This window comes from Streptomyces sp. NPDC043853, assembly GCF_056436025.1.
Map to the genome: position 1 here is coordinate 601561 of NZ_JBWKDJ010000004.1, position 25734 is coordinate 627294.

The 25734-nt window shown below is 70.6% G+C and carries 27 protein-coding genes and 1 rRNA gene; 14 read left to right on the forward strand and 14 right to left on the reverse strand.

Annotation, left to right across the window (positions count from 1 at the left end; translation table 11 throughout):
- Window positions 1–45 precede the first annotated feature (45 nt).
- Entirely contained in the window at window positions 46–1536 is a 1491-nt protein-coding gene (locus tag AC067U_RS14950) for an FG-GAP and VCBS repeat-containing protein (RefSeq protein WP_478830068.1), read from the forward strand.
- Between the two features lie 94 nt (window positions 1537–1630).
- Here AC067U_RS14950 and AC067U_RS14955 read toward each other — a convergent pair whose 3' ends face one another.
- Together AC067U_RS14955 and AC067U_RS14960 are read right to left on the reverse strand one after the other, a co-directional pair.
- Window positions 1631–2629 carry an inorganic phosphate transporter gene (locus AC067U_RS14955; RefSeq protein ID WP_478830069.1) on the reverse strand — a complete coding sequence of 333 codons (999 nt, stop codon included), beginning with the start codon at window positions 2627–2629 and terminating at the stop codon, window positions 1631–1633.
- A gap of 5 nt (window positions 2630–2634) precedes the next feature.
- Window positions 2635–3255: a DUF47 domain-containing protein gene (locus AC067U_RS14960; protein ID WP_046778610.1), complete on the reverse strand. Its 621-nt coding sequence runs from the start codon at window positions 3253–3255 to the stop codon at window positions 2635–2637.
- Window positions 3256–3470: 215 nt separating this feature from the next.
- Here AC067U_RS14960 and AC067U_RS14965 point away from each other — a divergent pair, with 215 nt between their 5' ends.
- Window positions 3471–3854, forward strand: coding sequence for a metal-sensitive transcriptional regulator (locus tag AC067U_RS14965; protein WP_478830070.1), 384 nt, complete (start codon window positions 3471–3473; stop codon window positions 3852–3854).
- 21 nt (window positions 3855–3875) lie between these two features.
- On the opposite strand, the gene AC067U_RS14970 is transcribed toward AC067U_RS14965, so the two are convergent.
- Window positions 3876–4031: a hypothetical protein gene (locus AC067U_RS14970; protein ID WP_478830129.1), complete on the reverse strand. Its 156-nt coding sequence runs from the start codon at window positions 4029–4031 to the stop codon at window positions 3876–3878.
- 132 nt (window positions 4032–4163) lie between these two features.
- On the reverse strand, window positions 4164–4997 hold the full coding sequence (locus tag AC067U_RS14975; protein WP_478830071.1) for an SCO4651 family lipoprotein: 834 nt from the start codon (window positions 4995–4997) through the stop codon (window positions 4164–4166).
- A gap of 118 nt (window positions 4998–5115) precedes the next feature.
- On the opposite strand from AC067U_RS14975, the gene AC067U_RS14980 reads away from it, so the two are divergent.
- Window positions 5116–5316 carry a hypothetical protein gene (locus AC067U_RS14980; protein ID WP_478830072.1) on the forward strand — a complete coding sequence of 67 codons (201 nt, stop codon included), beginning with the start codon at window positions 5116–5118 and terminating at the stop codon, window positions 5314–5316.
- A 149-nt stretch (window positions 5317–5465) separates the two neighbouring features.
- On the forward strand, window positions 5466–5750 hold the full coding sequence (locus tag AC067U_RS14985; RefSeq protein ID WP_478830073.1) for a hypothetical protein: 285 nt from the start codon (window positions 5466–5468) through the stop codon (window positions 5748–5750).
- 50 nt (window positions 5751–5800) lie between these two features.
- On the opposite strand, the gene AC067U_RS14990 is transcribed toward AC067U_RS14985, so the two are convergent.
- The 5 genes from AC067U_RS14990 to AC067U_RS15010 all read right to left on the reverse strand — a co-directional run bounded on the left by AC067U_RS14990 (window position 5801) and on the right by AC067U_RS15010 (window position 10766).
- A complete protein-coding gene (locus AC067U_RS14990) occupies window positions 5801–6496 on the reverse strand; it encodes a phosphatase PAP2 family protein (protein ID WP_478830074.1) in 696 nt (231 codons plus the stop codon).
- 212 nt (window positions 6497–6708) lie between these two features.
- Window positions 6709–7731 carry a C40 family peptidase gene (locus AC067U_RS14995; protein WP_478830075.1) on the reverse strand — a complete coding sequence of 341 codons (1023 nt, stop codon included), beginning with the start codon at window positions 7729–7731 and terminating at the stop codon, window positions 6709–6711.
- A 56-nt stretch (window positions 7732–7787) separates the two neighbouring features.
- On the reverse strand, window positions 7788–9506 hold the full coding sequence (locus AC067U_RS15000; RefSeq protein ID WP_478830076.1) for a serine/threonine-protein kinase: 1719 nt from the start codon (window positions 9504–9506) through the stop codon (window positions 7788–7790).
- A 49-nt stretch (window positions 9507–9555) separates the two neighbouring features.
- Complete coding sequence (locus tag AC067U_RS15005) at window positions 9556–10131, reverse strand: Uma2 family endonuclease (RefSeq protein ID WP_478830077.1); 576 nt, start codon at window positions 10129–10131, stop codon at window positions 9556–9558.
- Between the two features lie 182 nt (window positions 10132–10313).
- Entirely contained in the window at window positions 10314–10766 is a 453-nt protein-coding gene (locus AC067U_RS15010) for an ATP-binding protein (protein ID WP_478830078.1), read from the reverse strand.
- Window positions 10767–10970: 204 nt separating this feature from the next.
- On the opposite strand from AC067U_RS15010, the gene AC067U_RS15015 reads away from it, so the two are divergent.
- The 3 genes from AC067U_RS15015 (at window position 10971) to AC067U_RS15025 (ending at window position 13209) form a co-directional block, all read left to right on the forward strand.
- Window positions 10971–11807: a helix-turn-helix domain-containing protein gene (locus AC067U_RS15015; RefSeq protein ID WP_478830079.1), complete on the forward strand. Its 837-nt coding sequence runs from the start codon at window positions 10971–10973 to the stop codon at window positions 11805–11807.
- A gap of 12 nt (window positions 11808–11819) precedes the next feature.
- Complete coding sequence (locus AC067U_RS15020; protein ID WP_478830080.1) at window positions 11820–12152, forward strand: DUF397 domain-containing protein; 333 nt, start codon at window positions 11820–11822, stop codon at window positions 12150–12152.
- A gap of 400 nt (window positions 12153–12552) precedes the next feature.
- Complete coding sequence (locus tag AC067U_RS15025) at window positions 12553–13209, forward strand: DUF4190 domain-containing protein (protein WP_478830081.1); 657 nt, start codon at window positions 12553–12555, stop codon at window positions 13207–13209.
- Between the two features lie 24 nt (window positions 13210–13233).
- On the opposite strand, the gene AC067U_RS15030 is transcribed toward AC067U_RS15025, so the two are convergent.
- Window positions 13234–14031 carry a thioesterase family protein gene (locus AC067U_RS15030; protein WP_478830082.1) on the reverse strand — a complete coding sequence of 266 codons (798 nt, stop codon included), beginning with the start codon at window positions 14029–14031 and terminating at the stop codon, window positions 13234–13236.
- A 62-nt stretch (window positions 14032–14093) separates the two neighbouring features.
- Window positions 14094–14702 carry a LysE family translocator gene (locus tag AC067U_RS15035; RefSeq protein ID WP_478830083.1) on the reverse strand — a complete coding sequence of 203 codons (609 nt, stop codon included), beginning with the start codon at window positions 14700–14702 and terminating at the stop codon, window positions 14094–14096.
- A gap of 95 nt (window positions 14703–14797) precedes the next feature.
- Between AC067U_RS15035 and AC067U_RS15040 the strand changes: the two genes are divergently transcribed.
- The 7 genes from AC067U_RS15040 (at window position 14798) to AC067U_RS15070 (ending at window position 23757) form a co-directional block, all read left to right on the forward strand.
- A complete protein-coding gene (locus AC067U_RS15040) occupies window positions 14798–15667 on the forward strand; it encodes a pentapeptide repeat-containing protein (protein ID WP_478830084.1) in 870 nt (289 codons plus the stop codon).
- Window positions 15668–16242: 575 nt separating this feature from the next.
- On the forward strand, window positions 16243–16551 hold the full coding sequence (locus tag AC067U_RS15045; protein ID WP_008742356.1) for a hypothetical protein: 309 nt from the start codon (window positions 16243–16245) through the stop codon (window positions 16549–16551).
- A gap of 108 nt (window positions 16552–16659) precedes the next feature.
- Window positions 16660–17496, forward strand: a complete 837-nt coding sequence (locus AC067U_RS15050; protein WP_478830085.1) for a hypothetical protein — start codon at window positions 16660–16662, stop codon at window positions 17494–17496.
- Window positions 17486–18817, forward strand: coding sequence for a hypothetical protein (locus tag AC067U_RS15055; protein ID WP_478830086.1), 1332 nt, complete (start codon window positions 17486–17488; stop codon window positions 18815–18817). Before AC067U_RS15050 ends, AC067U_RS15055 begins: the two co-directional genes overlap by 11 nt.
- Entirely contained in the window at window positions 18814–20373 is a 1560-nt protein-coding gene (locus AC067U_RS15060; RefSeq protein WP_478830087.1) for an SCO6880 family protein, read from the forward strand. The genes AC067U_RS15055 and AC067U_RS15060 overlap by 4 nt, the downstream gene beginning before the upstream one ends.
- 17 nt (window positions 20374–20390) lie before the next feature.
- On the forward strand, window positions 20391–21806 hold the full coding sequence (locus tag AC067U_RS15065; protein ID WP_478830088.1) for an ATP-binding protein: 1416 nt from the start codon (window positions 20391–20393) through the stop codon (window positions 21804–21806).
- Between the two features lies 1 nt (window position 21807).
- On the forward strand, window positions 21808–23757 hold the full coding sequence (locus AC067U_RS15070; protein WP_478830089.1) for a P-loop NTPase family protein: 1950 nt from the start codon (window positions 21808–21810) through the stop codon (window positions 23755–23757).
- Here AC067U_RS15070 and AC067U_RS15075 read toward each other — a convergent pair.
- From AC067U_RS15075 to rrf, 3 genes are all read right to left on the reverse strand, one after another.
- Complete coding sequence (locus AC067U_RS15075; RefSeq protein ID WP_478830090.1) at window positions 23754–24782, reverse strand: YVTN family beta-propeller repeat protein; 1029 nt, start codon at window positions 24780–24782, stop codon at window positions 23754–23756. The two genes, AC067U_RS15070 and AC067U_RS15075, sit on opposite strands and share 4 nt — an antisense overlap.
- Window positions 24783–24830: 48 nt before the next feature.
- Window positions 24831–25385: a GNAT family N-acetyltransferase gene (locus tag AC067U_RS15080; protein ID WP_478830091.1), complete on the reverse strand. Its 555-nt coding sequence runs from the start codon at window positions 25383–25385 to the stop codon at window positions 24831–24833.
- A 96-nt stretch (window positions 25386–25481) separates the two neighbouring features.
- Window positions 25482–25598: ribosomal RNA gene (rrf, locus tag AC067U_RS15085) — 5S ribosomal RNA — on the reverse strand.
- Window positions 25599–25734 lie beyond the last annotated feature (136 nt).

Here is a 25734-nt window from a genome sequence, read left to right on the forward strand (position 1 = left end):
GTACGCATGGATCACCACCGCATCCGTACTCGAAGGGGAACCCAGTTGCGCACCGCCCGCCGTCTGACCACGGCCGCCTGCACGGCAGCCGCCCTCGCCGTGATCGGCTCGGTACCGGTCGCCGCGGCTCCCGCCGCCAAGACCGCGCCGGCCGTGAAGACCGCCGCGACGGCGAAGACCGGCCAGACCGCCGACTTCAACGGGGACGGTTACCCGGACCTGGCCACCGCAGCGCCGACCGCCACCGTGGCGGGCAGGGAACGAGCCGGCCTGGTCGCCGTTCAGTACGGGTCTCCGACCGGCCTGCAGAAGCCCGTCCTGCTCACCAAGGACACCTCCGGCGTGCCCGGGCTGCCGACCGCGAACGGCCGGTTCGGCGTGCTGGTCGGGCAAGGCGACGTGGACGGGGACGGCTTCGACGACCTGCTGGTCGACGGTGGCCTGGAGGGCAGGCCCGAAGCCCTGCACTCCTCCGGCACCCTGGTGCTGCGCGGCAGCAAGGACGGCCTCACCGGCCGCTACACCGGGCTGCTGACCGACGGGCCGTTCACCACCGACGGCACGCGTGTCCTCCCCGCGCCGCTGGCCGTCGGGGACGTCACGGGTGACGGGATCGCCGACATCGTCGCCCCGGCCGGGCGCTCCGCGGCGTACGACGGTGTCGCCGTCCTCAAGGGACCGTTCAGCCCGGCCACGAACGAGCCCGCGGCCGTGGAGTTCCACGACACCAGCGCGCTGGGCCTCCATTCCGCCTCCCTGGTCTACGTGGCGGACATGACCGGCGACGGCATCGCCGACGTCATCGCCTCCCAGTGGGGCAAGGGCATCCTCCTCAAGGGCTCGTCCTCCGGTCTGACCCCGGCCGGCGAGGTCGCGGCCGGCGGGCCGGGCTCCTTCGGCGACCTGAACAAGGACGGCTACCAGGACTTCGTCACCGGTGACGGCGGCTCGTGGAACGACCCCGAAGGCGGCCGGATCCGGGTCTACTACGGCAGCCCGACCGGGATCAGCCGGATCCTGAAGCCGGCCACCTACACCCAGGACAGCCCGGGCGTGCCGGGCGTCAACGAGACGGGCGACCGGTTCGGCTCCGCCCTGTCCGTCGGTGACACCGACCAGGACGGCTACGCCGACATCGTCATCGGCGCCACCTACGAGACCGGCTCCGACACCGCGGCCACCTGGTCGGGCTCGGTGACCGTGCTGCGCGGCGGCGTCACCGGAGTCACCACGACCGGGTCCAAGCTGATCACCCAGGACTCCAGCGGCGTGCCGAGCAGCTCGGAGAAGGACGACCACTTCGGCTCCGCCCTCGCCGTCCTCGACGCCGACACGGACGGCAAGGCGGAGGTCTACGTCGGCGGCTACGGCGAGGACGCCTACAAGGGCCGCGTGTGGAAGCTGCCCACCGGGGCCGGCGGGGTCACCGGCACCGGCTCCACCAGCCACGGCCTGACCGACCTCGGCGGCCCGGCCGGCCGCGCCCACTTCGGCTGGGGCTTCGGCACCGGCGGCTACGCGCCGATGCGCGGCTGAGCGGCCCAGCGGCCTGCGACACGGGCGGAGCCCCGTCGGACCTCTCGGTCCGGCGGGGCTCCGCCCGTGTGCCACGGTTTGCCGCGGGGTGGGGTCAGCCGAAGGCCAGGTGGACCACCCAGTAGCTGAGCGCGGCCACCAGGGCCGCCGCGGGCATCGTGATGAACCAGCCCAGGACGATGTTCTTGGCCACGCCCCAGCGGACCGCGTTGATCCGCTTCGTCGCGCCGACACCCATGATCGCCGAGGTGATCACGTGGGTGGTCGAGATCGGCGCGTGGAACAGGAAGGCCGAGCCGAACATGATCGAGGCGCCGGTGGTCTCGGCCGCGAAGCCCTGCGGCGGGTCCAGCTCGATGATCTTCCGGCCGAGCGTCCGCATGATGCGCCAGCCGCCCGCGTAGGTACCGAGCGAGAGCATCACCGCACAGGCGATCTTGACCCAGACCGGAATGGGGTCGCCCTCCTGCTGGACGTCGGCGATGACCAGCGCCATCACCACGATGCCCATGGTCTTCTGGGCGTCCTGGAGGCCGTGGCCGAGTGCCATGCCCGCCGCCGACACCGTCTGGGCGATACGGAAGCCCCGCTTGGCCTTGTGCGGGTTGCTCCGCCGGAACATCCACATGATGAGGACCATCACCAGGTAGCCGACCACCAGGCCGACGACCGGGGAGACGAACATCGGGATGACGACCTTGTCGAGGACCCCGCCCCACAGCACCTCCGTGCCGCCGGCCAGGGCCGCGCCCACCATGCCGCCGAACAGCGCGTGCGAAGAGGAGGAGGGCAGCCCGAAGTACCAGGTGATCATGTTCCAGACGATCGCGCCGACCAGCGCGGCGAACAGGATCCACATGCCCGCGTCGCCCTGCGGGGTCTCGATCAGGCCCTCGCTGACGGTCTTGGCGACCCCGCTGCCCAGGAAGGCTCCGGCGAGGTTCATGACGGCGGCCATGGCCAGGGCCGCCCTCGGGGTCAGCGCCCGGGTGGAGACGGAGGTGGCGATGGCGTTCGCGGAGTCGTGGAAGCCGTTGGTATAGGTGAAGCCGAGCGCGACACCGATGGTCACGACCAGCGCAAAGGTGTCCACGACGGTCAGGACTCCTTGACCGCGATGGTCTCCACCGTGTTCGCGACGTGCTCGAAGGCGTCGGCCGCCTCTTCGAGCACATCCACGATCTGCTTGAGCTTGAGGACCTCGATGGCGTCGTACTTGCCGTTGAAGAGGTGGGCGAGCAGCTTGCGGTGGATCTGGTCGGCCTGGTTCTCGAGGCGGTTGACCTCGATCCAGTACTCGGTCAGGTTGTCCATCGTCCGCAGGTGCGGCATCGCCTCGGCGGTCAGCTCGGCCGCCCGCGCCAGCACCTCGATCTGCTGCTCGACGCCCTTGGGCAGCTCTTCGATGTTGTAGAGGACGACCAGGTCGACGGCCTCCTCCATGAAGTCCATGATGTCGTCGAGCGAGGACGCCAGGGAGTAGATGTCCTCACGGTCGAACGGCGTGATGAAGGAGGAGTTCAGCTGGTGGAAGATCGCGTGGGTGGCGTCGTCTCCCGCGTGTTCCGCCGCGCGCATCCGTTCTGCGATCTCGGCCCGTGCGGACGAGTCCGCCCCGAGCAGTTCCATCAGGAGCTTGGAGCCGGTGACGATGTTGTCCGCGGATGCGGCGAACATGTCGTAGAAGCTCGTCTCCCTGGGGGTCAGACGAAATCGCACGTGGGGTCCTCGGGGTGCATCGGATTCGGTCAGGCTGATGCTAGGCGCATCGTCGGGCCACGGCTAACCGGCGGTTCCGGCCGTTGCCCAGTCTCCTCCATCGGGCAGAGTGGGGCGACGGGCCCCTGCCACGCCGGGAGAAGCCCGGTACCATATACCCATGAGGGGTATGCCCACACGGCGTACCCCCAGAGCTCCGGAACACGGGAGGACGCATGACGACCACCGAGACCGCGACCACGTCCGAGGCCACGTCCGCGACCACGTCCGAGGCCTTGTCGGAAAACACGGCGGAGAGCGCGTCGGAGACCGGCGTCCACCACGGCTACCACCACCAGAAGGACGAGCACCTCAAGCGGCTCCGCCGCATCGAGGGCCAGATCCGCGGCCTGCAGCGGCTCGTGGACGAGGACGTGTACTGCATCGACATACTCACGCAGGTGTCGGCCAGCACGAAGGCCCTGCAGTCCTTCGCCCTGCAGCTGCTGGAGGAGCACCTGCGGCACTGCGTCGCGGACGCCGCGGTGAAGGGCGGCGACGAGATCGACGCCAAGGTCGAGGAAGCCACCAAGGCCATCGCCCGCCTCCTCCGCACCTGATCCGGTCCTGAGGGCGCCGTGCTACGCGGCGCCCAGGCCGAGCAGCACCTCGTCGATCCGGTCCTGACTGAGCCGGTCCTCCAGCGCGGCCGACGCAGCGATGATCAGCTCACCGCACAGCTCGATCTCGGCGAGTGCCACGTGGTCCTGCACCGTCGTACCGCCCGCGGGAGTCACTCGTGTCACCTCTCTCTGCCGGAACCGACTTCCCAGCGTAGGGAGGCCCCGACCCGGCGCGCATGACACGGATGGACCATTTCCGGTACCACCCGTGGCTCGAACCCCTCTGGCCGCCGAGCCCTCCGTCGGCTACTCCGCGATCTTCCCCGCGTAGATGTCCGCGCTGTCCGGCAGCACGACGGTGACCGGCGTCCCGAACCCGTACAACAGGGTGGTCGAGGAGACGTCGACCGTCCCGCTGTTCAGCCCGTCGTTCACGTAGCTGAATCGGTGCCGGACCTTGCGCAGCCGCCCTTCCTCGTCCAGGTAGACGTCGAACGGAACAGCGTCCTTGCTGAACCCTTTCGCCGCCGCCTCCAGGGCACCCCGCACGTGCGGGGAGGCGCTGCGCGCCGCCCGCCCGATGTCCGTGACGCCGCGGTAGTGCCGCACCTTGGTGCCCGACAGTTCGGTCTCCCCCACGTACGTCACCTGGTCCGCCCCGCGCAGCAGCTCGGCCGCCGCCAGCGGGTCCGTGGCGCCGCCGGTGACCAGGTTCCCGTCGGCGAGGGTGGTGGTGTCCAACCGGACCCACTTGTCGTCCGGCACTCCGGCGCCGCGGTTCTTCATGTAGAGGGCGCCAGGGGTCAGCAGTTCGGTGATCGGCCGGTGGCCCGGCTTCCCGGTGACGTCGGCCGGCAGCATCACCAGCAGCTGGCCCATCTGCTTCCGGAAGTCCACCCCGCCCTCGCCGCGGATCGTGACCCGGGTCCCGCCGGTGGCCATCTCCATCGCGGTGCGCGCCCGCGCGCTGCCCTCGCGTGCCAGGACGTCCGCGGCTTGTCGCACCGCCGCCGTGCCGTCGGTCTGGACGGACGCCTCCGCCGTCGGTTCCGCTCCGCACCCGGTCGCCGTCAGGGCCGCCACGGCCACCCCTGCCGCCGTCGTCAGGAGGGGACCACGCCTGTGCCGGTGCACCACCATCGCCTGCCAACCCCCAACGCATGACCGCTGTTCGCCCGGGCCCCCACCCGTTCCGCTTAACGAGATCCCGGGGCGCCCGTCACGGTCGTACGCCACCCGATTGCCGTACCGTGGGAGCGTGGAAACGCAGAGTCAAGCGCACCCGAGCACTCCACTTGCCGCCGCCGCGCCTCCCGCGCGGCCCTCCCACCTGACGGACACCAGAGAACGCGGCTCGTTCGCCCTGGCCGAGTGCAGCTGCGGCTGGCACGGCCCGGCCCGGCGTTCCCGCGACAAGGCCCGCTCCGACGCCACCGACCACGCGGCCACCGACCTCTAGCGGGCCGGGGCGCCGCCAGTTCGTCGCGGCGCTCACCGACCGCTCACCGACCGCTCACCGACCGCTCGTCAACCCGCCGACTGACCGCTCGCCGACCCGTTCGGCCCTTCCGGCTGGCCGACCGGTCGACGACCGGATCCGCTGTACGCATGCCGGTACGAAGACTCCCGCTCCGACGACTCCCGCACCGACACATCCCGCAGCGACGCGCGAGCCGTACGGCGCCCTTCGTCCTCACCCTCACGCTGGTCCTGGCCATCGCCCTGGCCGTGGCCCCCGGCACGGCCTGGGCGAAGCCCGTCGGCACCGCCGACGGGCCGGCCGACGTGGCCCTGGCCATCGGCGCCACGACGGCAGCCGCCATCGCCACGGTCCTGTGGCTGCGCTCCCGCTACCGCCGGGATTCCGCGCACCGGGAGCCGGAGGACACCTGACGCACGCCGAAGGGCGTGGGTGGCGGTGGAGCGGCGGGCCTGAGGGGAACTCAGGCGGCCAGGTCATTCTCCCGGTTGGCCGAGGCGCGGGGCAGGTCCACCGGCCGGGCCGGCTCGTACGCGCCCCCGGTCCGTACGAGCCATCCCAGACGGCGGGATCCGGCGACGGCCCGCGCAACCGGGGTCAGCAGGGCCATGGCGAGCGGCGCGAGCAGCAGGACCACGGCGGTGCCGAGGGCCAGCCCGCCGATCACGTCGGTCGGGTAGTGCACCCCCATGTAGACGCGGAGGAAGCCCTCCAGCAGGGCCAGGCCGATACCGAGGAACCCGAGCTTGCGGTTGACCATGAACAGGCCGACGCCGAGGGCCATGGCGAGCGTCGCGTGGTCGCTGACGAAGGAGTAGTCGGTCTTGCCGTCGGCGAGCACCTCCAGTCCGTCGTGCTGCCGGAAGGGGCGCGGCCGGCTGACGAACTCCCGCAGGGGGATGTTGACGAGGAGTGCGATGCCTGCGGCGAGCGGGGCCCATACCAGCGCGGCGAATCCCTCGACCGCCACCGCACCGCCGGTCCGCCTGACACCGCGCCAGCACCACAGCATCAGCAGCACTATGGCCAGAAGCAGCCCGTATTCACCGACGAAGGCGACGGCCCGGTCGACCCAGCCGGGAGCGCGCAGGGACCATCCGTTGACTTCGTACAGCAGGCTTACATCCACGTTCGGCCCACCGGCCGTGAGTCCAGCCATGCTGATGCGGCCCCTTGCCCTTTGCTTGGTCCCCGGGCGAACGCGCCGGCGCGCGCCCCTTAGACCCCCCCAGGTGATCACCCGGCGATCGGCAGATGATCAACCCCCCGCCCATGGAACGCCCGTTCTGGCGCCTACGTTCCACTCTCCACCGAATGATCACTCCAACGTTATCCAAGAGTGACTCATCGCCGCAGCTCAGGGCCTGCGGTTCACGGAGCGTTGCCGGACTTCCGGTTGCTCGGCAGCGCCTCGGCGCCGTCCTTCGTCACGCGGGTGGCACCGAAGTAGTCCGGCGTGTCGATCTTGTCGAAGCGGATCACCGCACCGGTGTAGGGGGCGTTGATCATGTAGCCGCCCCCGACATAGAGCCCGACGTGCCGGATGGCGCGCGAATTGGTCAGATCATCGGAGAAGAACACCAGGTCCCCGGGCAGCAGTTCGTCCCGCTTCGGATGCGGCCCGGCGTTGTACTGGTCGTTGGCGACTCGCGGCAGCTTGATCCCGACCGTCTCGTACGCGGCCTGCGTCAGCCCGGAGCAGTCGAACCGTCCCTCGTCCTCGGGCCCGCCCTCACCACCCCAGAGATAGGGCTTACCCAACTGCTTCTGCGCGAAGTAGATGGCCCCGGCAGCCTGCTGAGAGGGCGCCACGCGCCCGACGGGCGCGGCGAAGCTCTTCTCCAGGCTGCGGATGGTCTTGACGTACCCCTGGGTTTCGCTGATGGGCGGCACGCCGCCCGCCTTGATGACCCGGTAAGGACCGGCGTTGTAGGCGGCGAGCATGTTGCTGACCAGGTCGCCGGGGACGTTCTTCACGTCCTTGGCGAGTGCGCAGTCGTACGTCGCGGCGGACGGGATGGCGTCGTTGGGGTCCCAGATGTCCCGGTCGCCGTCGCCGTCCCCGTCCACGCCGTAGATGGCCCAGGTAGCGGGGATGAACTGGGCGATGCCACGTGCGTCGGCGTGACTCACCGCCGTGGGCTTGAATCCGCTCTCCTGGTACAGCTGAGCTGCCAGCAACGCCGGGTTGAGGGCCGGGCAGAGATTTCCCCACTTCTGCACGAGGGGCTGGTAGATCGCCGGAACCGACCCCTTGGCCAGCGTCACGGATCGGCCGCCACCTCCGCCGGACACCATGCCGGCGGCCGCCGAGTACGTACCGATGACGAGTAGCGCCACAAAGCCGGAGCACAGTCCGGCCGCGACGCCTCCCGCCACCCAGAACTTACGCACCCCTCAACCCTGCCTCATGACAAGGCTCCTGACAGCCCATTCGCCGATTCGTGTTGTCACTTCGCCGGGAACCCGTCACAGCCGATACTCGAGTACTCCTTGACCCCACGGACGTGCAGCACCTGAACGGTCCAGTTCCCCGGGTCGTTGGCAAGCGGAATGGCCGGGTACCTCTTTCGTTGGCCTTCGTTGTCCGTCACGTGGTGGGCGAAGTCGTCCGGATAAGTGAGGAGAACCGTCTCGGCGTTCTCGGACTTGGCCATGGTTCCGAGGTCGATGGGCTTCGTGGTGTAGCCGATGCTCTTGTTCTCCTGGGGAACGTCGGCGAAGGGGCGTCCCGTCCGAGGGTCGATGTCGTGCGGCGGCTTTACCGCGACGGACACGTAGTAGGGAAGCTGTTCCGTGTGGTAAGGCTTCAGCCACAGCTTGACCTGGACTCTTCCTCCGCCAAGCGGTTTGACACCGTACAGCAGGAACTCCGAACGTTCCTCAACCGGCAGATTGCAGCTGCCCTTCCCTGCCTCGGTGCCACTCCACTGATCCCGGGAAACCGTGTTCGGCTCAACTCGGTCGGGAGCAGACGCCGCACCACCAGACGACGTCGACGCTCCGCCCTTCTGCCCCCCGGGGGTCTGCTGTCGGGCCGTGCTGTCACCCTTTGCCTGGGCTCCGCCCTTCCCCTCGTCCCTGTTCTGCATGGCCAGGTAGCCGCCCACCGCGCCCGGGACCACGAGCAGCAGGGCGATGCCGAGGATCGCCCCGCGGGACAGGCGCGGCTTCGCCGCGGCCGGCGGGGCCATCGGCACCGGGGGCACGTACGTGGGCGCGTTGGGGTGCGGGGCCGCCGGGCCGTACGTCGGCATGTACGTGGGGGTGTAGGCGGGCGGCGCACCCGCAGTCGTCGGCAGGGCCGGGATCTGCGGCGCCTCACCGGTCGCCACCAGCCCGGCGTACACCGCGTCGTCCACCAGCGCGGAGTCCACTGCACACCGGCGGATGACCTCTGCCGGCGTGGGCCGGTCCGCCGGCTCCTTCGCCACGCACGCCTCGATCAGCGCGGCGAGGGCCGGCTCCACCCCCGACACGTCGATCTCGCCGTGCACGGCCCGGAAGCTGACCGTCGACGCCTCGCCCGTGCCGTACGGGGCGCGGCCGGTCGCCGCGTACGCGATCGTCGCCCCGAGGGCGAACACGTCCGCCGGGTCCCCGACCTCGTTCCGGAGGAGCACCTCCGGTGCGGTGTAGCCGGGGGTGCCGGGCGCCAGCCCGTCCTGGGTGAGCGCAGTCTGGGCCGCGCCCTTGGCGATGCCGAAGTCGATCAGCTGGGGGCCCTGCGCGCCCAGGATGACGTTCTGCGGCTTGAGGTCCCGGTGCGTCACCCCGTACTCGTGCACGCTGGCCAGGCCCTCCGCCAGCGCAGCGAACAGGCGGCGACAGGTGTCCGCCGGCAGGGCGCCCTGCCGGGCCACGGCATGGCTGAGGGTCGGCCCGGCGACGTACTCCGTCGCCAGCCAGTACGGCGGCGCCGCGAGCGAGGCGTCGATCAGGTTCGCCGTGTACGCGGAGCGGACCGCCCGTACGGTCTCCGCCTCCCGGCGGAACCGGGCCAGCGCCTCGGGATGTCCGGTGATCTCGTCGCGGATCACCTTCACCGCGACCAGCCGCCCGCCGGGGGACCGCGCCAGATACACCTGCCCCATCCCGCCGGCCCCCAGCCGGGCCAGCAGCGCGTGCGCGCCTATGTGGGTCGGGTCGGTGTCCTTCAGGGCCTCCATTCCCCTGAGCTTGCCATATGGACTCCCCCTATTTCAGCGCGGGTTGGGCTCATCCACCCATGTCGTAGCGCGGCAGTTCCCCGGTCCGTACCGGCCCCGCGAACGGCGCCCGCAACGGCACCTCGTCCCCGTACTTCCCGCGCACCACTTCCCCGTACGTCCCGTCCGGCTTCGGCCGCGCGTGCAACGACCACTCGCCGAACCGGGGATCGAGAACGAGCAGCAGCCGGACACCGGCCACCGCGTACCACCCGTTCTTGTCGGCGATCCCCCGGACCTTCTCCGACTTGGAGATCACCTCGACGGCCAACTCGACGTGGTCGGGTGCCGCCAGCCAGTCGTCTTCCTCGTCCCAGTCCACGGGCAGGACGACCAGGTCGGGCGTCACATAGTCATCCGGGTCGTCGGGCATCGAGACCGAGGACACTTCGTACAACCCGAGGTCGTCGGCCAGCCCTTCTTCCAGTTGTCGCCGAACGCGCCGGATCGTGCCCGCGTGCTTCCCTCGTGGAGTCGGCGACATCACGAGGCTTCCTCCCATGACCTCGACCCGCAGACCGGTCGAGTCTTCGATGTGCTCGGCGACCCGGCGCAGATTGCCCGGACGTGGGCGCAGGTTCGGCATCTCCGGCCTCCATCTCCGCGGCTCGGCTGCTGCACGCACCGGTCTGCGGGTGGGAGGTCCCGCAGCCCGCGCCGAGCCGCTTCCACCGTAGTGGCCCGTCGGCTCGTGCGTGTGGGCACGCGCCCCGACGACCGCGCCGCTCGCCTCATCCATAACACCCTCCCGACACCATCCGCCGTGACTCAATCACGGTAAGTGACGGGACCGACGATGCCCGGGGCCTCGCACTCGGCCCACAGCAGCTTTCCCGCGCACACTCCGCCCGCGGAGAGGCGGTAGCCGCCGTACCGGTCCGCGCACGTGCGGACGAGTTCCAGCCCGCGGCCGCCATCCGGCGCCGTGGGGGCGGTGGAGGCTGCGGCGAAGGGGGCCGGCACTTCGGGGTTCGTGTCCCAGACGCCGACCCGCAGGCGGTGCGGGCCGACGGCGCGCAGCCGTAGGGCGCTCGGGCCGTCCGAGTGGCGGTAGGCGTGGGTGACGAGCTCACTGGCGATCAGCTCGGAGGTGTCGGCCAGCCCTGCCATGCCCCGGCCGTGGAGCACTGCGCGCACGGTGGCGCGGGCGATGCCCGGGGAGCGGGGATCGTTCGGGAGCTGGAGGGTGTACACCCAGGCCGGGGTTACGGTGTCTGCCATGGAAGTCTCCGATCGCGGAGGTGAGTTGAACCATGCGTGTACGAGCGCCGGTGACGAGGCCGCTCCGTCGAGCGGGGTGCTTCCGGGCGAGTGGCCTGAGTCACAAACTACCGCTTGGATGTAATGCATTACGCGGTGTTCGCGATATCGATAACATCACCACTCGTGTGAGTGATGCCCCACCCCCGCCAGGGAGCTTGGAACATGGCGACAGCACGTCAACTCCGCTTCGGCGCCGAGCTGCGCAAACTACGCGAGGCCGCCGGGCTCAACGCGACCGACGCCGGAAAGCGCCTTGGCATGCGGCAGACCCAGATGAGCAACATCGAGGGGGCCCGTATCGGCGCCAGCCCCGAGCGGGTACGGGCACTCGCCGACCTGTACGGGTGTAGCGACGAGGCGTACATCGAAGCTCTCATCCGCATCGCCGGTGACCGTCGCCGCGGCTGGTGGGAGGAGTACCGCGAGATCCTGCCGGACGCACTGCTCGATCTCGCCGAGATCGAGCATCACGCCTCGGCACTGCGCACCGCGCATACCGCCCATGTTCCCGGTCTGCTCCAGACCCCCGAACATGCGCGCGAGATCTTCCGTCAGGCAATCCCCGAATTCTCGCCGCCCGACATCGAGCACCGTGTCTCGCACCGCATCAAACGGCAGGCGGTTCTCTACCGGTCTGATCCGCTGCCGTATCAGGCGATCATTCATGAGGCAGCCCTGCGGATGCAGTTCGGCGGCTCCCGGATTGCGCGGGCACAGCTGGAACACCTGATCAAGGTTGGTGAACTGGACCACGTGGCCATCCGCGTCATCCCTTTCGCGGCAGGCTCCTACCCTGGCTCCGGGCAGACCGTCAACTACTTCCACCACTGGGTTCCGCAGCTCGATACCGTCCAGCTCGACCAGTCGCACGGCATCGTCTTCCTGGACAGCGAGCCGCAACTCCAGCAGTACCGGCTCCTGTTCGATCGGCTGGAATCCATCGCCCTCCAGGTTCCGGAGTCACGCGAGTTCATCAGGTCCCTGGCCCTCTCCCTCTGAAAGGAAGCGCCGATGCCTTCGTACAGCTGGCAGCGATCGTCCTACTGCGCACAGGGCGAGGCGTGCATACACGTAAGGGCCGCCCGCCAGGGCAGAGTGCAGCTCACTGAGAGCAGCGATCCCGCCCGGGCGGTCCTCACCACCACCCCCGCCCGCTTCGCCGACCTCCTCCAGAAGATCAAGGACGGCACCGGACCCCGCCCGGACGACGCCGGGCTGGTCCGGATCCGGGAGGGCGGGGTCACCGTGACCACGACCGCCACACAGTGGGCGGCCTTCACCGCCGGGGTCCGTGCCGACGAGTTCGACCACTTCGCCCCGAACGAGCCGGCCGGCCGGACCTGATCCGCTCTGTCGTCCACAGCCTGTGAAGGAAATCCGCATGCCCACCGAGCCCTGGCAGAAATCGTCTTCAGTGCGGTGAGGGCGAATCATGCGGCCATGGGCCCCGGCGAGAACGTCCTTTCCCGCAGGCAGTCGGTGGCCTCGGCGCGTAGCGTGAGTAGGGGTGGGGGATCCTCCTTCGCACAGGGAAGCGAAGTACACGCGCATGTCCATACCACCGCACCCGCCGTCATCCCCCGAGCCGTTCCCTCAGTGGGGACAGGGACCGTACGGACAGCAGGGGCAACCCCCGCCGCCACCGCCACCGCCTCCCCCACCGCCCGGCCCGTACGGCGGTGGCCCGCAGGACTGGTCGACGCCGCCCCCGACGCAGCAGGGCAAGACCAACACGCTCGCGGTCGTGGCGTTCGTCATGGCGATCGTCTGCGTGATCCCGCTCGTCCCGCTGGTCCTCGGCATCGTCGCCCTCTCCCGGATCCGCCGGTCCGGCGAGAAGGGCAGGGGCTTCGCCATCGCGGCCATCGTCATCAACGGCGTGACCACCGCGTTCCTCGCCGTGTCCCTGGCCCTCGGGTTCGGCGGAGTGCTGGACTACGGACCGGAGCGCGACACCGGCGGCCGGGTGACCAGCTCGGGCGCCGGCACCTGGGAGGAGGTCCGTGCCGGGGACTGCTTCAACTCGCACGAGGACCTGGCGAAGCTGGACGAGGGGGACAGCGAGAACCTCACCTCCCAGTTCGTGACCATCGTGCCCTGCGGCCGGCCCCATGAGGGCGAGGCCTACGCCGTCTTCGATCTGGGCGACGGACCGTACCCCGGCGAGGACAAGGTGAAGGCGATCTCGGAGGAGAAGTGCACGGGCGCGGCACTCGACGCCTACATGGGCGACGCCTCGAAGCTCCCGGTCACGCTGACTCCGTACCTCATCTACCCCTCGTCCGACTCCTGGAGCGACGACAGCGGCGTCCTCTGCTATCTGGGGCCCACCGACGGCGGCTCGACCGAGGGGTCGGTCCGCAGCCCCGGTACCCCCACCAGTGCCCCCACCGCTTCCTAGCGCCCGGCGCGCAGCGCCCAGCGCCTAGCGCGGGGCGACGTACAGGCTCTGCGCGCCGCGCCCGATCGGGCCCTTCTCGTCGTGCAGGCGTGAGTCCGCCAGGCCGATGCCGGCCGGGTCCACGCTCGTACGCGCCTGCACGCACACCCATTCGCCCGCGGGGTGGCGGTGCAGGTGGACGGTGAGGTCGCTGTTGACGAACACGTACTTCCGGATGTCCAGCACCGCGCTGACCCCGTTCCCGGAGTCGGCCGCCACCAGCACCCGGTCCGCGGGCCTCGGCTCCTCACCGGCGATCAGCGGCATCTTCATCCGCATCCAGCAGGAGCCGGGGCCGGGTTCCAGGAAGGCTCCCTCGGCGAACCGGGTCTCCATGGCCGTGTGGTAGCCGATGTCCCACGGCACCGGGAAGAACGGCGTCTCGGCGACCTCCCCCGGTGTCGGCAGCTCCGGGCCGGGCAGGACCGCGGGGACCGTTCCCTCGGCGACCCGGACGCGCAGGGCGCGGGCCAGCATCACCGGGGCGTCCGCGCCGTCGGGGGTGAGGGCCGCCTCGACCACCTCGGTGCTGCGGCCCGAGCGCAGGACGGTGGTGGTCACCGTCAGGCCGGCGATCGGGACCGGGCGCAGGATCTCGTAGGTGATGCGCGCCAGCCGCATGTCTCCGCGGGCGCCCGCCCGCTCCTCGACCGCGCGGCCGAGCAGTGCGGCGGGCGGGCCGGCGTGCTGCGCGCCGGGGTCCCAGGGGCCCCGGGTGTACTCGGTGGCGGCGAACCGCCCGGCGTCGGTCCGCTCGTAGAAGCCTTCGGCAGCAGCACCCATACGGGAGACGTTACCCACAGGTAACCGCCTACGGAAGGGGAGAACGGGGAGTCAGCGGGGAGTCAGCGGGCGAAGCCCAGGCCCACCCCGAGCCCCACCAGCACCGACCCGATCGCCCGGTTGAGGGCCTTCTGGGCCCTGAGCATCCGCTCGCGGAGGCGGGAGTTGGAGAAGAACAGCGCCACCGCACCGAACCAGCCCATGTGCGCCACCGCCATGAACAGCCCGTAGCCCGCCTGCTGCCAGAGCGGGGTGCCCGGGTCCACGACCTGCGTGAACGTGGACACGACGAAGAGGGTGGTCTTCGGGTTGAGCACGTTCGTGAGGAAGCCGGAGCGCATCGCGCCGAACGGGGTCAGGGCCGGCTTGGACTCCAGGTCCACGGTGACCTCGGAGCGCGTCCGGAAGGTGCGGATGCCGATGTAGACGAGGTACGCGGCGCCGGCGAGCTTGATCGCGGTGAAGAGCTCGGTGGACGAGGCGATCAGCAGGCCGACGCCGAGCATCGTGTACGAGACGTGCACCAGCACTCCGGCGGCGACGCCGGCCGCCGCGAGGAGGCCGGTCCGGCGGCCGTAGAGGTAACTGTTCCGTACGACCATGGCGAAATCGGCACCGGGACTGATCACGGCGAGGACGGTGATGACTGCGACTGCGATCACTTCTGTCATGCCGCGATGCTGGCCCGCGCCCCCCGTGTGATCAAGACCCGCCGCCCCGCAGGACCGCTCCCGCCCCACCGCAGCCACCGTCCGGACCGGTGACAATGGACCGCGTGAGTCGTTCGCCCCGCCCCGCCCTGCCCCAGCTCGCCGCCGACTGCGGCAACTGCTTCGCGCTCTGCTGCGTGGCCCTCCCCTTCGCCCGGTCCGCCGACTTCGCCTTCGACAAGGCCGCCGGCACCCCCTGCCGCAACCTCCGCGAGGACTTCCGCTGCGGCACCCACGCCACCCTCCGCGACAAGGGCTTCCAGGGCTGCACCGTCTTCGACTGCTTCGGCGCGGGCCAGCAGGTCTCCCAGGTCACCTTCGGCGGGCACGACTGGCGCGCCCACCCGGAGACCCGCTCGTCGATGTTCGAGGTCTTCCCGGTGATGCGGCAGCTCCACGAGCTGCTCTTCTACGTCGACCAGGCCCTCCGCCTCCCCGCCGCCCGGCCCGTCCACGACGCGCTCCGCAAGGCCCTCGCCGAGACGGAGGCGCTGACCCGCGCGGACGCGGCCGCCCTCGCCGCCGCCGACGTACCCGCCCTGCGCGCCGGCATCAACACCCTCCTCCTCAAGACCAGCGAACTGGTCCGCGCCGAGACACCCGGCCAAGCCAGGAAACCCGGGAAACCCGGGAAGCCCGGCAGGAAGAAGGACCACCGGGGCGCCGATCTGATGGGCGCCCGCCTCGCCGGGGCCGACCTCCGCGGCGCCAACCTGCGCGGCGCCTACCTGATCGCCGCCGACCTCAGCCGGGCGGACCTCCGCACCGCCGACCTGATCGGGGCGGACCTCCGCAACGCCGACCTCAGCGGCGCCGACCTCACCGACACCCTCTTCTGCACCCAGGCCCAGCTCAACGCGGCCCGCGGCTCCGCCGCCACCCGCATCCCGGCCGGCCTGACCCGCCCGGCGCACTGGACGACGTAGAGCGCCGAGGGACGCCGCCGGGCACCATCCAGGCGCACGCGGTGCCGCACGCGCGCCCCTCCGCGCATCCGCGCGCCCCAACGCCGCCGTGACCACGACTCATGCCGCCCATACGGTGAGCCACGCAACCGGAAGCTGATCGTCAGCCACCGGCCATTCGGCGGACCCACGGAGGTACGACCATGCCCGTGGACGCCGCGCACCGGCTCGTGCTCCGGGCGCGGCACCCACGGCGTTCTCGGGACACCCCCGAGTCCGGACCGATCAGGTCGACCGGTCGGAGCATCTCCCGCAACCCCGGGTACCGATGGAACGACTGACGGAATGTCGGACGTATGTCATCGGGTCGGACCAACGACACGCCACCGCGCTGCGCCGAACGAGGATCCGCTCACGCTCACCCGGTGTGACGAAACCGCTCACGGATCGTGGTGTGCTGCGCCCGGTCGGTGAGAAGAGGTAAAGAGAGCCGCCAAGTCGACATACGACGGCGGTTTCATCAGCGAAGATAGAGCGTGACCCCTGCCCGCCGGGTACGGGGGGACGGAACTACCCATACAGGGGCGGTGAGTTACATGATCCTGGCAGCCGAAAAGGGCGATATCACCACCATCATCGGCGGAATCGCCCCGAACTGGGGCCCGTTCGGCAGTCTCGGCAATGAAGCGAAGGTCATGATCGAGGTGGTGATGGCCGTCGCCATCCTCCTCTGCCTCGGCATCGCCATCTGGGGAGCGGCCAAGCAGCGCATCGGCGCGACGGCGCTGCGCGACACCTTCAGCGCGGAGCAGGGCAAGGGCCTGATCGTGGCCGGCCTCACGGGCGTCTTCATCATCGGATCCCTCGGCACCCTGTTCACCATCGTCTACGGGATGGCCGTCTAGCCGGTCCCCGGACCGGCGCTCCGTCCGTCTCCCCCCGCTGAGGTTGCGCTTCCTGATGACGAATCACCACACGCTACCGTCGTACGACGCGGAGGGGGCGGACACGGCATGAGCCACGACGACCAGAACGAGCCGTACGACCCGTACAGCACGCTGGGCGGCACGCGGCAGACCCGTACGCGCCTCCCGGAGGCACCGGGCGACGCGCACGGCGCGCAGCGCCGTCCGGCGCGGCCCTCGCGCGGGCTGGTGACCGTCGTGGGTGTGGTGGTGCTGCTGATCGCAGCGATCGCGTTCGCGAACCAGAGCGGTGACGAGTCGTCGGACAGCGGCGGGGACAAAACCCCCACCGGGTCGAGCACCGCGCCCACCGGGACGCGCCCCGTGGACGGCAAGAACAACGGCATCCCGTCGGGCTTCGCCCAGAACGAGCAGGGCGCCCAGTCGGCCGCCGCGAATTTCGCGGTCGCGTTGGGTTCGGACGGAATGTTCGATGCCACACGCCGTCAGGCGATCGCGAACGCGGTCTACACGCCCGACGTGGCGGCTGCCAACCAGGCCGAGCTGGACCGCCAGTACTCCGACCCCGGGACGCTGTCGGCAATTGGTCTCGACGCCGCCGGCAAGGCCCCCAGAGGCCAGACCTTCATCTCCCGAACGATCCCCGTGGGATCCACGTTGGACAAGTTCGGCGGCGACACGGCCACGGTGTCCGTCTGGCAGTCGTCGCTGTTCGGCCTCGCCGGTGAGGGCTCCAAGAACCCCGTGTCGGAGAGCTGGTACACCATCACGTACGAGCTCAGGTGGGTCGACGGGGACTGGCGGCTCGCCTCCTTCAGTCAGAAGGACGGCCCGGCTCCGGTCGGCCGTGACCAGACGGCCGCAACGGCGGAAGAGATGGCCGGCGCCGTCTCACAGTTCGGAGGGTTCACCTATGCGCGCTGACCGCCGTGCCGGATCGCTGGTTGCGGCCTTCGCCGCCGTGCAGACCGCCGTCGTGCTGCTGGCCACCCAGGCCGTGGCAGCACCCACGCCGACGCCCACGCCCACACCCTCGCCCGCCGCCAGCGTGAACCCCTGCGAGCTGATCCGCGGCCCCGCCAAGGAATACTGCGAACGCGGCGAGCGCCAGCCCGGAAGCGGCGGCGGTACCGTCACCCAGCCCGGCATCGGCCCCGGCGGGACGGGCGACGCGCTCAACCCGCTCTCCTCGCTCGCCAAGGGCTGCGCCGACGCCGCCGTATGGATCGTCGGCAAGCTCAGCGAGATCGTCAAGAGCACCTCGAACGTCGACTTCACCGACGAGGGCTTCCTCAAGCACTACGCCATCGTCTTCGCCGCCTCGACCATCCTGACGCTGATCATCTGGCTCCTGGCCGTCGCCAAGCGCGCCATCCGCGGCGTGCCCTTCACCACCGCCATCTCCGAAGCCATCGGCTTCCTCTGGCTGACGGTGCTCGCCTCCGCCTTCACCCCGCTCGTCCTCCACGTGGTCGTCAGCGCCACCGACGGGATCTCCCAGACCATCGCCTCGGCCACCGGCAACCAGAGCGACGTGTTCTTCGGCGGGTTCGTCGAAGCGCTCAAGAAGGGCGACGGCATCGGCGGCGGACCGATCATGCTGATCGTCGTCGCCCTGGTCACCATCCTCGCCGCGGGCATCCTCGCGCTCGAACTCGTCATCCGGGCCGCCCTGCTCTACGTCGGCGCCCTCCTCGGCGTCGTCGTCTACGCCGGGCTCGTCGACCGGAACCTCTGGGGCCACGTCCGCCGCTGGGCGGGCATCATGATCGCGGTCATCCTCGTCAAGCCGGTCATCGTCATCGTGCTCGGCCTGGCCGGGGCGCTGGCCGGCGAGAGCGGGCCCGACGCCTTCTCCGCCGTCGTCTCCGGCCTCGCCATCATCCTCCTCGCGATCTTCGCCTCGGCGATGATCTACCGGTTCGTGCCCGGGTTCGGCGACGAGATCGTCTCCGCCCGCACCAACCGGAAGCAGGCCACCGACGGCGCCCAGGCCGCCGCCCTCATCTCTTCCCCCGCCTCCCTCGTCTCCCAGGGCATCAAGACCCACAGCACCCGCGGCGGAGGCTCCCACCGGGCCGACCCCGGCGGCGGGACCGGCGGCGGAAACGCGATCTCCGGAGGCATCGCCGCCCACAGCAGCCGCGCCTCCGGCGGGTCCGGCGGCACCCCCGCCGCTCCCCCGCCCCGCCAGAGCCCCAGCACGAGCACGAGCACGAGGAACACAGGAGGTGACGGGCGTTGACGGCCCAGTCCCACCAGATCCACCCGGTCGCGCCCCGCCGTACGTACCTCATCGGGCGGGCCCGGCCCAACGCGATCGTCGGCAAGAACCGTGAAACCGGCGAGATCGCCCTGATCATCGCCGGGGGCTTCCTCGGCATGATGAGCGGACTCCTCGTGCCCAGCCTGACCCTGCGCATCGTCACCCTCGTCGGGTTCCCGATGCTCGCGCTGGCCATCGTGTACCTCCCCTACCGCGGCCGCACCTTCTACAAGTGGTTCGAGATCAACCGCTCCTTCAAGCGCATCCTGCGCCGCGGGACGACGTACCGCTCGGGCGCCGTGGAGGCCGGCACCCGCGGCGACGGCCGCGAGGTCGAGATCGGGCCGCCGCCCGGCATCGGCCGGATCAGCTGGCTCGCCGCCCCCTTCGGCCCCGACGAGATCGCCGTGCTCCTGCACGCCGACCGCAGGACCGTTACCGCGGCCATCGAGATCGAGGGACCGGGCGTCGGTCTGCGCGACAGCGAGGACCAGGAGGCGCTGGTCGACCGGTTCGGCACCCTCCTCAAGCACGTGGCCAACGGCGACGGCTTCGTCACCCGGCTGCAGATGCTCGCCCGCACCCTGCCGGCCGACCCCGACGCGCACGCCAAGGACGTCGCCCAGCGCGGCGACTCCAACTCCCCCGTCTGGCTGCGCGACTCCTACGACCAGCTCCAGTCGATGGTGTCCACCTCCTCCGAGCAGCACCGCGCCTACCTGGTCGCCTGTATGCACTACACCCGCGAGCTGGCCGCCGAGGCCCACACCATCGCCCGCGCCACCAACACCCGGAAGGGCCGCCGACTCGACAAGGACGCCGGTCTCGCCGTGGTCATGGCGCGCGAGCTCACCGACATCTGCGCCCGGCTCGCCGAGGCCGACATCCGGGTCCGGCAGCCCCTCGGCCAGGGCCGCCTCGCCTCCCTGGTCCACTCCATGTACGACCCCGACCACCCCATCGACCACATCCAGGCCATGACCCGGCGCAACGCCTGGCCGGCCGAGCTGGACGCGGTGGAACCCACCTACCTCCAGGCCAAGACCCGCGAGTCCAGCACCCGGGCGCCCTGGTGCCACGCCACCGCCTGGGTCAAGGAATGGCCGATGACCCCGGTCGGCGTGAACTTCCTCGCGCCGCTCCTCGTCCACACCCCGGACGTGATCCGTACGGTCGCCGTCACCATGGACCTCGAACCCACCGAGATCGCCATCGAGCGCATGCTCACCGAGAAGACCAACGACGAGGCGGACGCCTCCCGCGCCGCCAAGATGAACCGGACGGTCGACCCCCGGGACATCGCCGCGCACGGCCGGCTCGACCAGCGGGGTGAAGATCTCGCCAGTGGTGCGGCCGGAGTGAACCTGGTCGGGTACATCACCGTGTCCTCGCGTTCGCCCGAAGCCCTCGCCCGCGACAAGCGGACGATCCGCGCCTCGGCCGGCAAGTCGTACCTGAAGCTGGAGTGGTGCGACCGCGAGCACCACCGCGCCTTCGTCAACACCCTGCCGTTCGCCACCGGCATCCGACGCTAGCTGGAGGGCAGTGCCGCATGCGAGATCCGCTGTCCGCCGTCACCGAGGCCTTCACCAGCTTCCTCTTCGGGAAGGTGGAGACCACCCGCCTGCCCGTCCGCACGTCCACCGGGCAGGCGCAGGCCGTGTACCTGCCGACCGCCGCGCCCGGCCTCGGCGACTCCGGTGTGATCATCGGCCGGGAGGTGTACAGCGGCAAGGGCTACATCTACGACCCCTTCCAGCTGTACGGCCAGCAGCTCCCCGCCCCCCACTGGCTCGTCCTCGGCGAGTCCGGCAACGGCAAGTCCGCGCTGGAGAAGACGTACGTCCTGCGCCAGCTCCGGTTCCGGGACCGCCAGATCGTCGTCCTCGACGCACAGGGCGAGGACGGTGTCGGCGAGTGGAACCTCATCGCCCAGCAGCTGGGGATAACCCCCATCCGGCTGGACCCGGTGGCCGCCCTCGACGGCGGCATCAAGCTGAACCCTCTCGACCCGGCCATCACCACCACCGGGCAGCTGGCCCTGCTCCGCACGATCATCGAGGTCGCCACCGGGCACGGCCTGGACGAACGGGCCGGCTTCGCGCTGAAGGTCGCCCACGCCTACGTCAACGAGACGATCACGGACCGGCAGCCGGTCCTGACCGACATCGTCGAGCAGCTCCGCCACCCGGAAGCGGAATCCGCGGAATCGATGAACGTCGGGATAGAGGACGTCCGCGCCTGGGGCCTGGACGTGGCACTGGTGCTGGACCGGCTGGTCGACGGCGACCTGCGGGGCATGTTCGACGGACCGACCTCGGTCGGCATCGACCTCGACGCCCCGCTGATCGTCTTCGACCTGTCGCACATCGACCGGAACTCCATCGCCATGCCGATCCTGATGGCGATCGTCGGCGTCTGGCTGGAGCACACCTGGATCCGCCCCGACCGGAAGAAGCGCATCTTCCTGGTCGAGGAGGCATGGCACATCATCAACAGTCCCTTCGTGGCGCAGCTCTTCCAGCGGCTGCTGAAGTTCGGACGACGGCTCGGCCTGTCCTTCGTCGCCGTCGTCCACCACCTCTCGGACGTGGTCGACGGGGCGGCGGCCAGGGAGGCCGCGGCCATCCTGAAGATGGCCTCCACCCGGACGATCTACGCCCAGAAGGCCGACGAGGCCCGGGCCACCGGCCGGGTGCTGGGCCTGCCGCGGTGGGCGGTGGAGATCATCCCCACCCTCACGCCCGGCATCGCGGTGTGGGACGTCAACGGCAATGTCCAAGTAGTGAAACACCTGATCACAGAAGCGGAACGACCTCTGGTCTACACGGACCGCGCGATGACAGAATCCGCGACGCCGCAGTCGCATCTCTCCGAGGAAATGCTCGCGGCCGAACTGGAGGCGGAGGAACGCGCCATGTACATCGAGCGACACCGCAACGGCGGGGCCGGAACCACGGTCGCCTGACATGCCCGAGGCACGTCCCGCGCAGCGCGGAATCCCCGACTCGCTCCTGGTGGGCCTGCTGGCCTTCATCCTCGGCCTCGCGGTCCTGGTGTGGACCTCGACCGGCCTGTCGGCCCTGTTCTCGCACGGGGCGTGGCCGGACACGGTCACTTTCACCCGTACCCCGGAAGCGGTCCACTCGCTGATAGCGCAACCGCACGACGTGGCGGCGGCCTGGCCGGACACCGACCCGGCGGCGCTGTCGGGCTGGGGCCTGTTCTGGGGCCTGTTCATCAGCCAGCTGCTGGTGCTCTTCGTGCTGACCGTCTTCGGCATCGGAGTCGTGGCCCGTACGAAGGCGAACCGCGCGCGAGCACGCCTGGAGCGCGCGAAGGCGACCTCGACCTCGACCACTGCCGCGGGCGGACCCGGGGCGGCGACGCCGGGAGCGGGGGCGACACCGGGCCCGGGAGCGGGGGCGGGCGCGGGAACGACCGCGGGCGCTGTGGCGGCCACGCCGACCGACGCGAGCCAGGGCGAGGGCGTTCACGCCTCCGACCGTACGGACACTCCCTCGGCACCGGCATCCGGCCGGGCACAGCACGGTGCCCACGACGCGGGCGCGACGGCCGGAGGAGACTCGCCGACGGGTTGGCCTGACGGGACGGGGGCGGCCGTGGCCGCCGCGCCCGGTTCCGCAGGCCATGGCCCGGGCCCGGGCGGGCTCGCGCCTGTGGTGCCGGAGCCGCGCGAGGCGGCCGCCGGTGGCTACGGTGCCTATGCCGCCCTGCCCGCCCCGGACGGGTCGGCAGCACAGCCGGGCGCGTGTGCCGGCGGCATTCCCGCCCCGGGTGACGGCGGGGCTGCCGCCGACGGCGCACAGCCGCCCACCGGTGGCCCGGCAGCTGTGATGCCCTTTACCGGTGGGCGGGTGGGCAACCCCCCGCGCGAAGCGCGGCAAGCCCATGGCGGTGCCTCCTCCGACGCCTACCGGTACGGCTTCGGCTACGCCCCCGTCCGCCCCGCCACCCCGATCGCCGAGCCCGCCGCCGCCCGCCTCCTCTACGCCGGCCCGGCCGACCGCCAGGCCATCGCCGCGGCCCGCATCGCCGAAGCGGAAGGCCCCGCCCTCGTCGTCACCTCCTCGCCCGCCCTGTGGGCCGAGACCAAGGACGGCCGCGCCAAGCTGGGCCCGGTCCACCTCTACGACCCGTCCCACCTGTGCGACACCCCGGCCCGCCTCCACTGGAACCCGGCCGACGACTGCGCCGACCGTGCGACCGCGGCAGCCCGTGCCGTCGCGCTCCTGGCCCCCGTACGGCCCCAGGCCCGTATCGACGCGGCAGTGGCCGACACCGCGGAAACGCTCATGCGGAGCTGGCTGCACGCGGCCGCCCTGGCCGACCACCCCTTCAAGCAGGTCCACCGCTGGGCCCAGGGGAACGGTGCCCACGAGGCCGTGCGGATCCTCCGCACCCACCCCGAGGCCGCCCCCGGCGCGGCGGGCGAGCTGGAGAGCGCCTTCACCGGCCACCCCGAACGCCGCGAGGTGGCACAGCAGCTGACGGCCCGTGCCCTGTCCGCCCTGAACTCGGTCCACATCCGTGAATCCTGCAACGCCGACCGAACAGATGCCCTGGCGCTTGCATCATTCCTTGCCGAAGGGGGCACGCTGTACCTGGTGGGTGAGCCTTTGGAGGATCCCCGCACCCACCCGGGTGCGATGCCTTTGCTGACCGCACTCGCGTCAAGCGTGGTCGAGCACGGCCGCCGCATGGCCGCACGGTCATCCCACGGTCGGCTCGACCCACCACTCTCACTCGTCCTGGACGACGTGGCCGCCGTGGCACCGCTGCCCGAACTCCCGTCCCTGCTGACGGACCCCGCACTGCCGCTCCTGGCCACCTGCCGCAGCCGCGCGCAGGCCCTTTCCCGCTGGCCCGAAGCCACGGCGGCCCTGCCGAGCCGCTAGAACGGCTTCCTTGCGGAGCCCGGGGAGACCGACACACCCGTCGGCCCCACCCCCACGGCCACCGTGGCCCGGACCCGTACGGCACCGGTGTCGATCACGGACACGGTGTCCGCTCCGAAGTTGCTGACGTAGACGCTCGCACCGTCCGGGGCGACGGCCAGGCCGTTGGGGAATTCCCCGACGGGGACGGTGTCCGTGACGGCCCGGGCCCGGGTGCTGATCACGGACACGTCGGCCGAGCCGGTGTTGGCCACGTAGACGCGGCGGCCGTCCGGCCCCACCCCGATCGAGGCGGGCCGCACTCCGACCGGGATCCGGTCCGTGACCGTGTTGCCGCGGGTCTCGATCACCGACACGTCGCCCGAGGTCAGATTGGAGACGTAGACGTGCCGGCCGTCCGGGGTGATCGCCAGGCCGGTCGGTCCGCTGCCCACGGGGACGGTGTCGACGACCGTGCCGGTGTCGGTGCGGATGACGGAGACGTCGTCCGTGCCCGCGTTGGCGACGTACAGCCGTGATCCGTCCGGCAGGACCTCCAGGCCCAACGGCTGCCCGCCCACCTCGATGGTGTCCGTGACGGCATGGGTACGGGTACTGATCACGGACAGGTCGTCCGAGCTGACGTTGGCCACGTACACGTGCCGGCCGTCCGGAGAGACGGCCAGCCTGCTGGGTTCGTCGCCGACTTCGACGGTGTCGATGACCGTACGGGACCGGGCATCGACCACGGACACGGTGTCCGCCGCGGAGTTGGTGACGTAGACCCGGGTCCCGTCCGGGCTGACGGCCGTGTCGTCGGGGCCGTCACCGACGGGGATGTCGTCCACGACGGTGTCGGTGCGGGTGTCGAGCACGGAGACCGTGTCGAAGTGGAGATTGGCGACGTAGGCGAGGACCCCGTGCCCGGGGCCCGGCGGCTCGACCGGCGACGCCGACACCGTCGCTGAAGCGGTTCCCAGCACAGCCGTCAACGCCGCGCACAGGACCACCGCCCTGGGCAGCCACCTGCCTTGATGCCTCGTCACGAACGCCAAGCTAAGCCGCGTGACGAGGCCCGGACGCGAGGCTCGCCCTCAGGGGCGCGGGATGGAGTACTCCAGTTCCTTGGCCGACGGATCACCCTGCATGGGCAGGACCTGTCCGGTCGGGGTGAATCCGGCCCGCCGGTAGAAGGCCGCGGCCCGCTCGTTCCGCTCGTGCACGTACAGCCGCACGCGTTCCAGCAGCGGTTCGTCCAGCGACCAGGCCCATTCCAGCGCGGCCTCGAACAGGGCGTCGACCAGCCCGGATCCACGGTGATCGGGACGTACGAACACACCGACGAGGTGGCCCTGGTGCTGCTCCATCACGTGCCCGAAGTAGTCGCTCTCGCCGGCCTGTTCGACCAGCATCACCACGGAACCGTCCCAGCTGCCGTCCTCGGCCTCGGCGACGAACTGGCGTGCCGAGCGGCCGTGGGAGGCGCCGGCTGCCCGGTCCTGCCAGAAGGAGTCGGGGCGGTTGCCGGCCGTCTCCAGGTCTTCCAGGAACGCGATCGGTGCAGCCGGATCGCGGAGCGCGTCCAATCGCAGCTCTTTGACCTTCTGCCACTCGTCGGCACGTACGGCTCGTATCACATGCTGGCCCATGCGCTGCAGCATAGCCCTGAACGCAGAAAGGCCGTGAACGCAGAAAAGCCCCGCACCGTATCCCGGAGGATCGGTGCGGGGCTTCCCGCAATGATTGTTCGGCGGCGTCCTACTCTCCCACAGGGTCCCCCCTGCAGTACCATCGGCGCTGAAAGGCTTAGCTTCCGGGTTCGGAATGTAACCGGGCGTTTCCCTAACGCTATGACCACCGAAACACTATGAAGTTGAACTCAAGCCGGACGGCGAGTTCGTTACTTCAGAACTAACACAGTGGACGCGAGCAACTGAGGACAAGCCCTCGGCCTATTAGTACCAGTCAGCTCCACCCGTTACCGGGCTTCCACATCTG

What these genes read in the sequence shown, in the direction of transcription:
- AC067U_RS14965 (WP_478830070.1), top strand. Translation starts at nt 3,471, where the DNA reads ATGACGACCACCGAGACCGCGACCACGTCCGAGGCCACGTCCGCGACC.
- AC067U_RS14975 (WP_478830071.1), bottom strand. Translation starts at nt 4,997, where the DNA reads ATGGTGGTGCACCGGCACAGGCGTGGTCCCCTCCTGACGACGGCGGCA.
- AC067U_RS14985 (WP_478830073.1), top strand. Translation starts at nt 5,466, where the DNA reads ATGCCGGTACGAAGACTCCCGCTCCGACGACTCCCGCACCGACACATC.
- AC067U_RS14990 (WP_478830074.1), bottom strand. Translation starts at nt 6,496, where the DNA reads ATGGCTGGACTCACGGCCGGTGGGCCGAACGTGGATGTAAGCCTGCTG.
- AC067U_RS15000 (WP_478830076.1), bottom strand. Translation starts at nt 9,506, where the DNA reads ATGGAGGCCCTGAAGGACACCGACCCGACCCACATAGGCGCGCACGCG.
- AC067U_RS15005 (WP_478830077.1), bottom strand. Translation starts at nt 10,131, where the DNA reads ATGCCGAACCTGCGCCCACGTCCGGGCAATCTGCGCCGGGTCGCCGAG.
- AC067U_RS15010 (WP_478830078.1), bottom strand. Translation starts at nt 10,766, where the DNA reads ATGGCAGACACCGTAACCCCGGCCTGGGTGTACACCCTCCAGCTCCCG.
- AC067U_RS15015 (WP_478830079.1), top strand. Translation starts at nt 10,971, where the DNA reads ATGGCGACAGCACGTCAACTCCGCTTCGGCGCCGAGCTGCGCAAACTA.
- AC067U_RS15020 (WP_478830080.1), top strand. Translation starts at nt 11,820, where the DNA reads ATGCCTTCGTACAGCTGGCAGCGATCGTCCTACTGCGCACAGGGCGAG.
- AC067U_RS15030 (WP_478830082.1), bottom strand. Translation starts at nt 14,031, where the DNA reads ATGGGTGCTGCTGCCGAAGGCTTCTACGAGCGGACCGACGCCGGGCGG.
- AC067U_RS15035 (WP_478830083.1), bottom strand. Translation starts at nt 14,702, where the DNA reads ATGACAGAAGTGATCGCAGTCGCAGTCATCACCGTCCTCGCCGTGATC.
- AC067U_RS15040 (WP_478830084.1), top strand. Translation starts at nt 14,798, where the DNA reads ATGGACCGCGTGAGTCGTTCGCCCCGCCCCGCCCTGCCCCAGCTCGCC.
- AC067U_RS15045 (WP_008742356.1), top strand. Translation starts at nt 16,243, where the DNA reads ATGATCCTGGCAGCCGAAAAGGGCGATATCACCACCATCATCGGCGGA.
- AC067U_RS15050 (WP_478830085.1), top strand. Translation starts at nt 16,660, where the DNA reads ATGAGCCACGACGACCAGAACGAGCCGTACGACCCGTACAGCACGCTG.
- AC067U_RS15055 (WP_478830086.1), top strand. Translation starts at nt 17,486, where the DNA reads ATGCGCGCTGACCGCCGTGCCGGATCGCTGGTTGCGGCCTTCGCCGCC.
- AC067U_RS15065 (WP_478830088.1), top strand. Translation starts at nt 20,391, where the DNA reads ATGCGAGATCCGCTGTCCGCCGTCACCGAGGCCTTCACCAGCTTCCTC.
- AC067U_RS15070 (WP_478830089.1), top strand. Translation starts at nt 21,808, where the DNA reads ATGCCCGAGGCACGTCCCGCGCAGCGCGGAATCCCCGACTCGCTCCTG.
- AC067U_RS15080 (WP_478830091.1), bottom strand. Translation starts at nt 25,385, where the DNA reads ATGGGCCAGCATGTGATACGAGCCGTACGTGCCGACGAGTGGCAGAAG.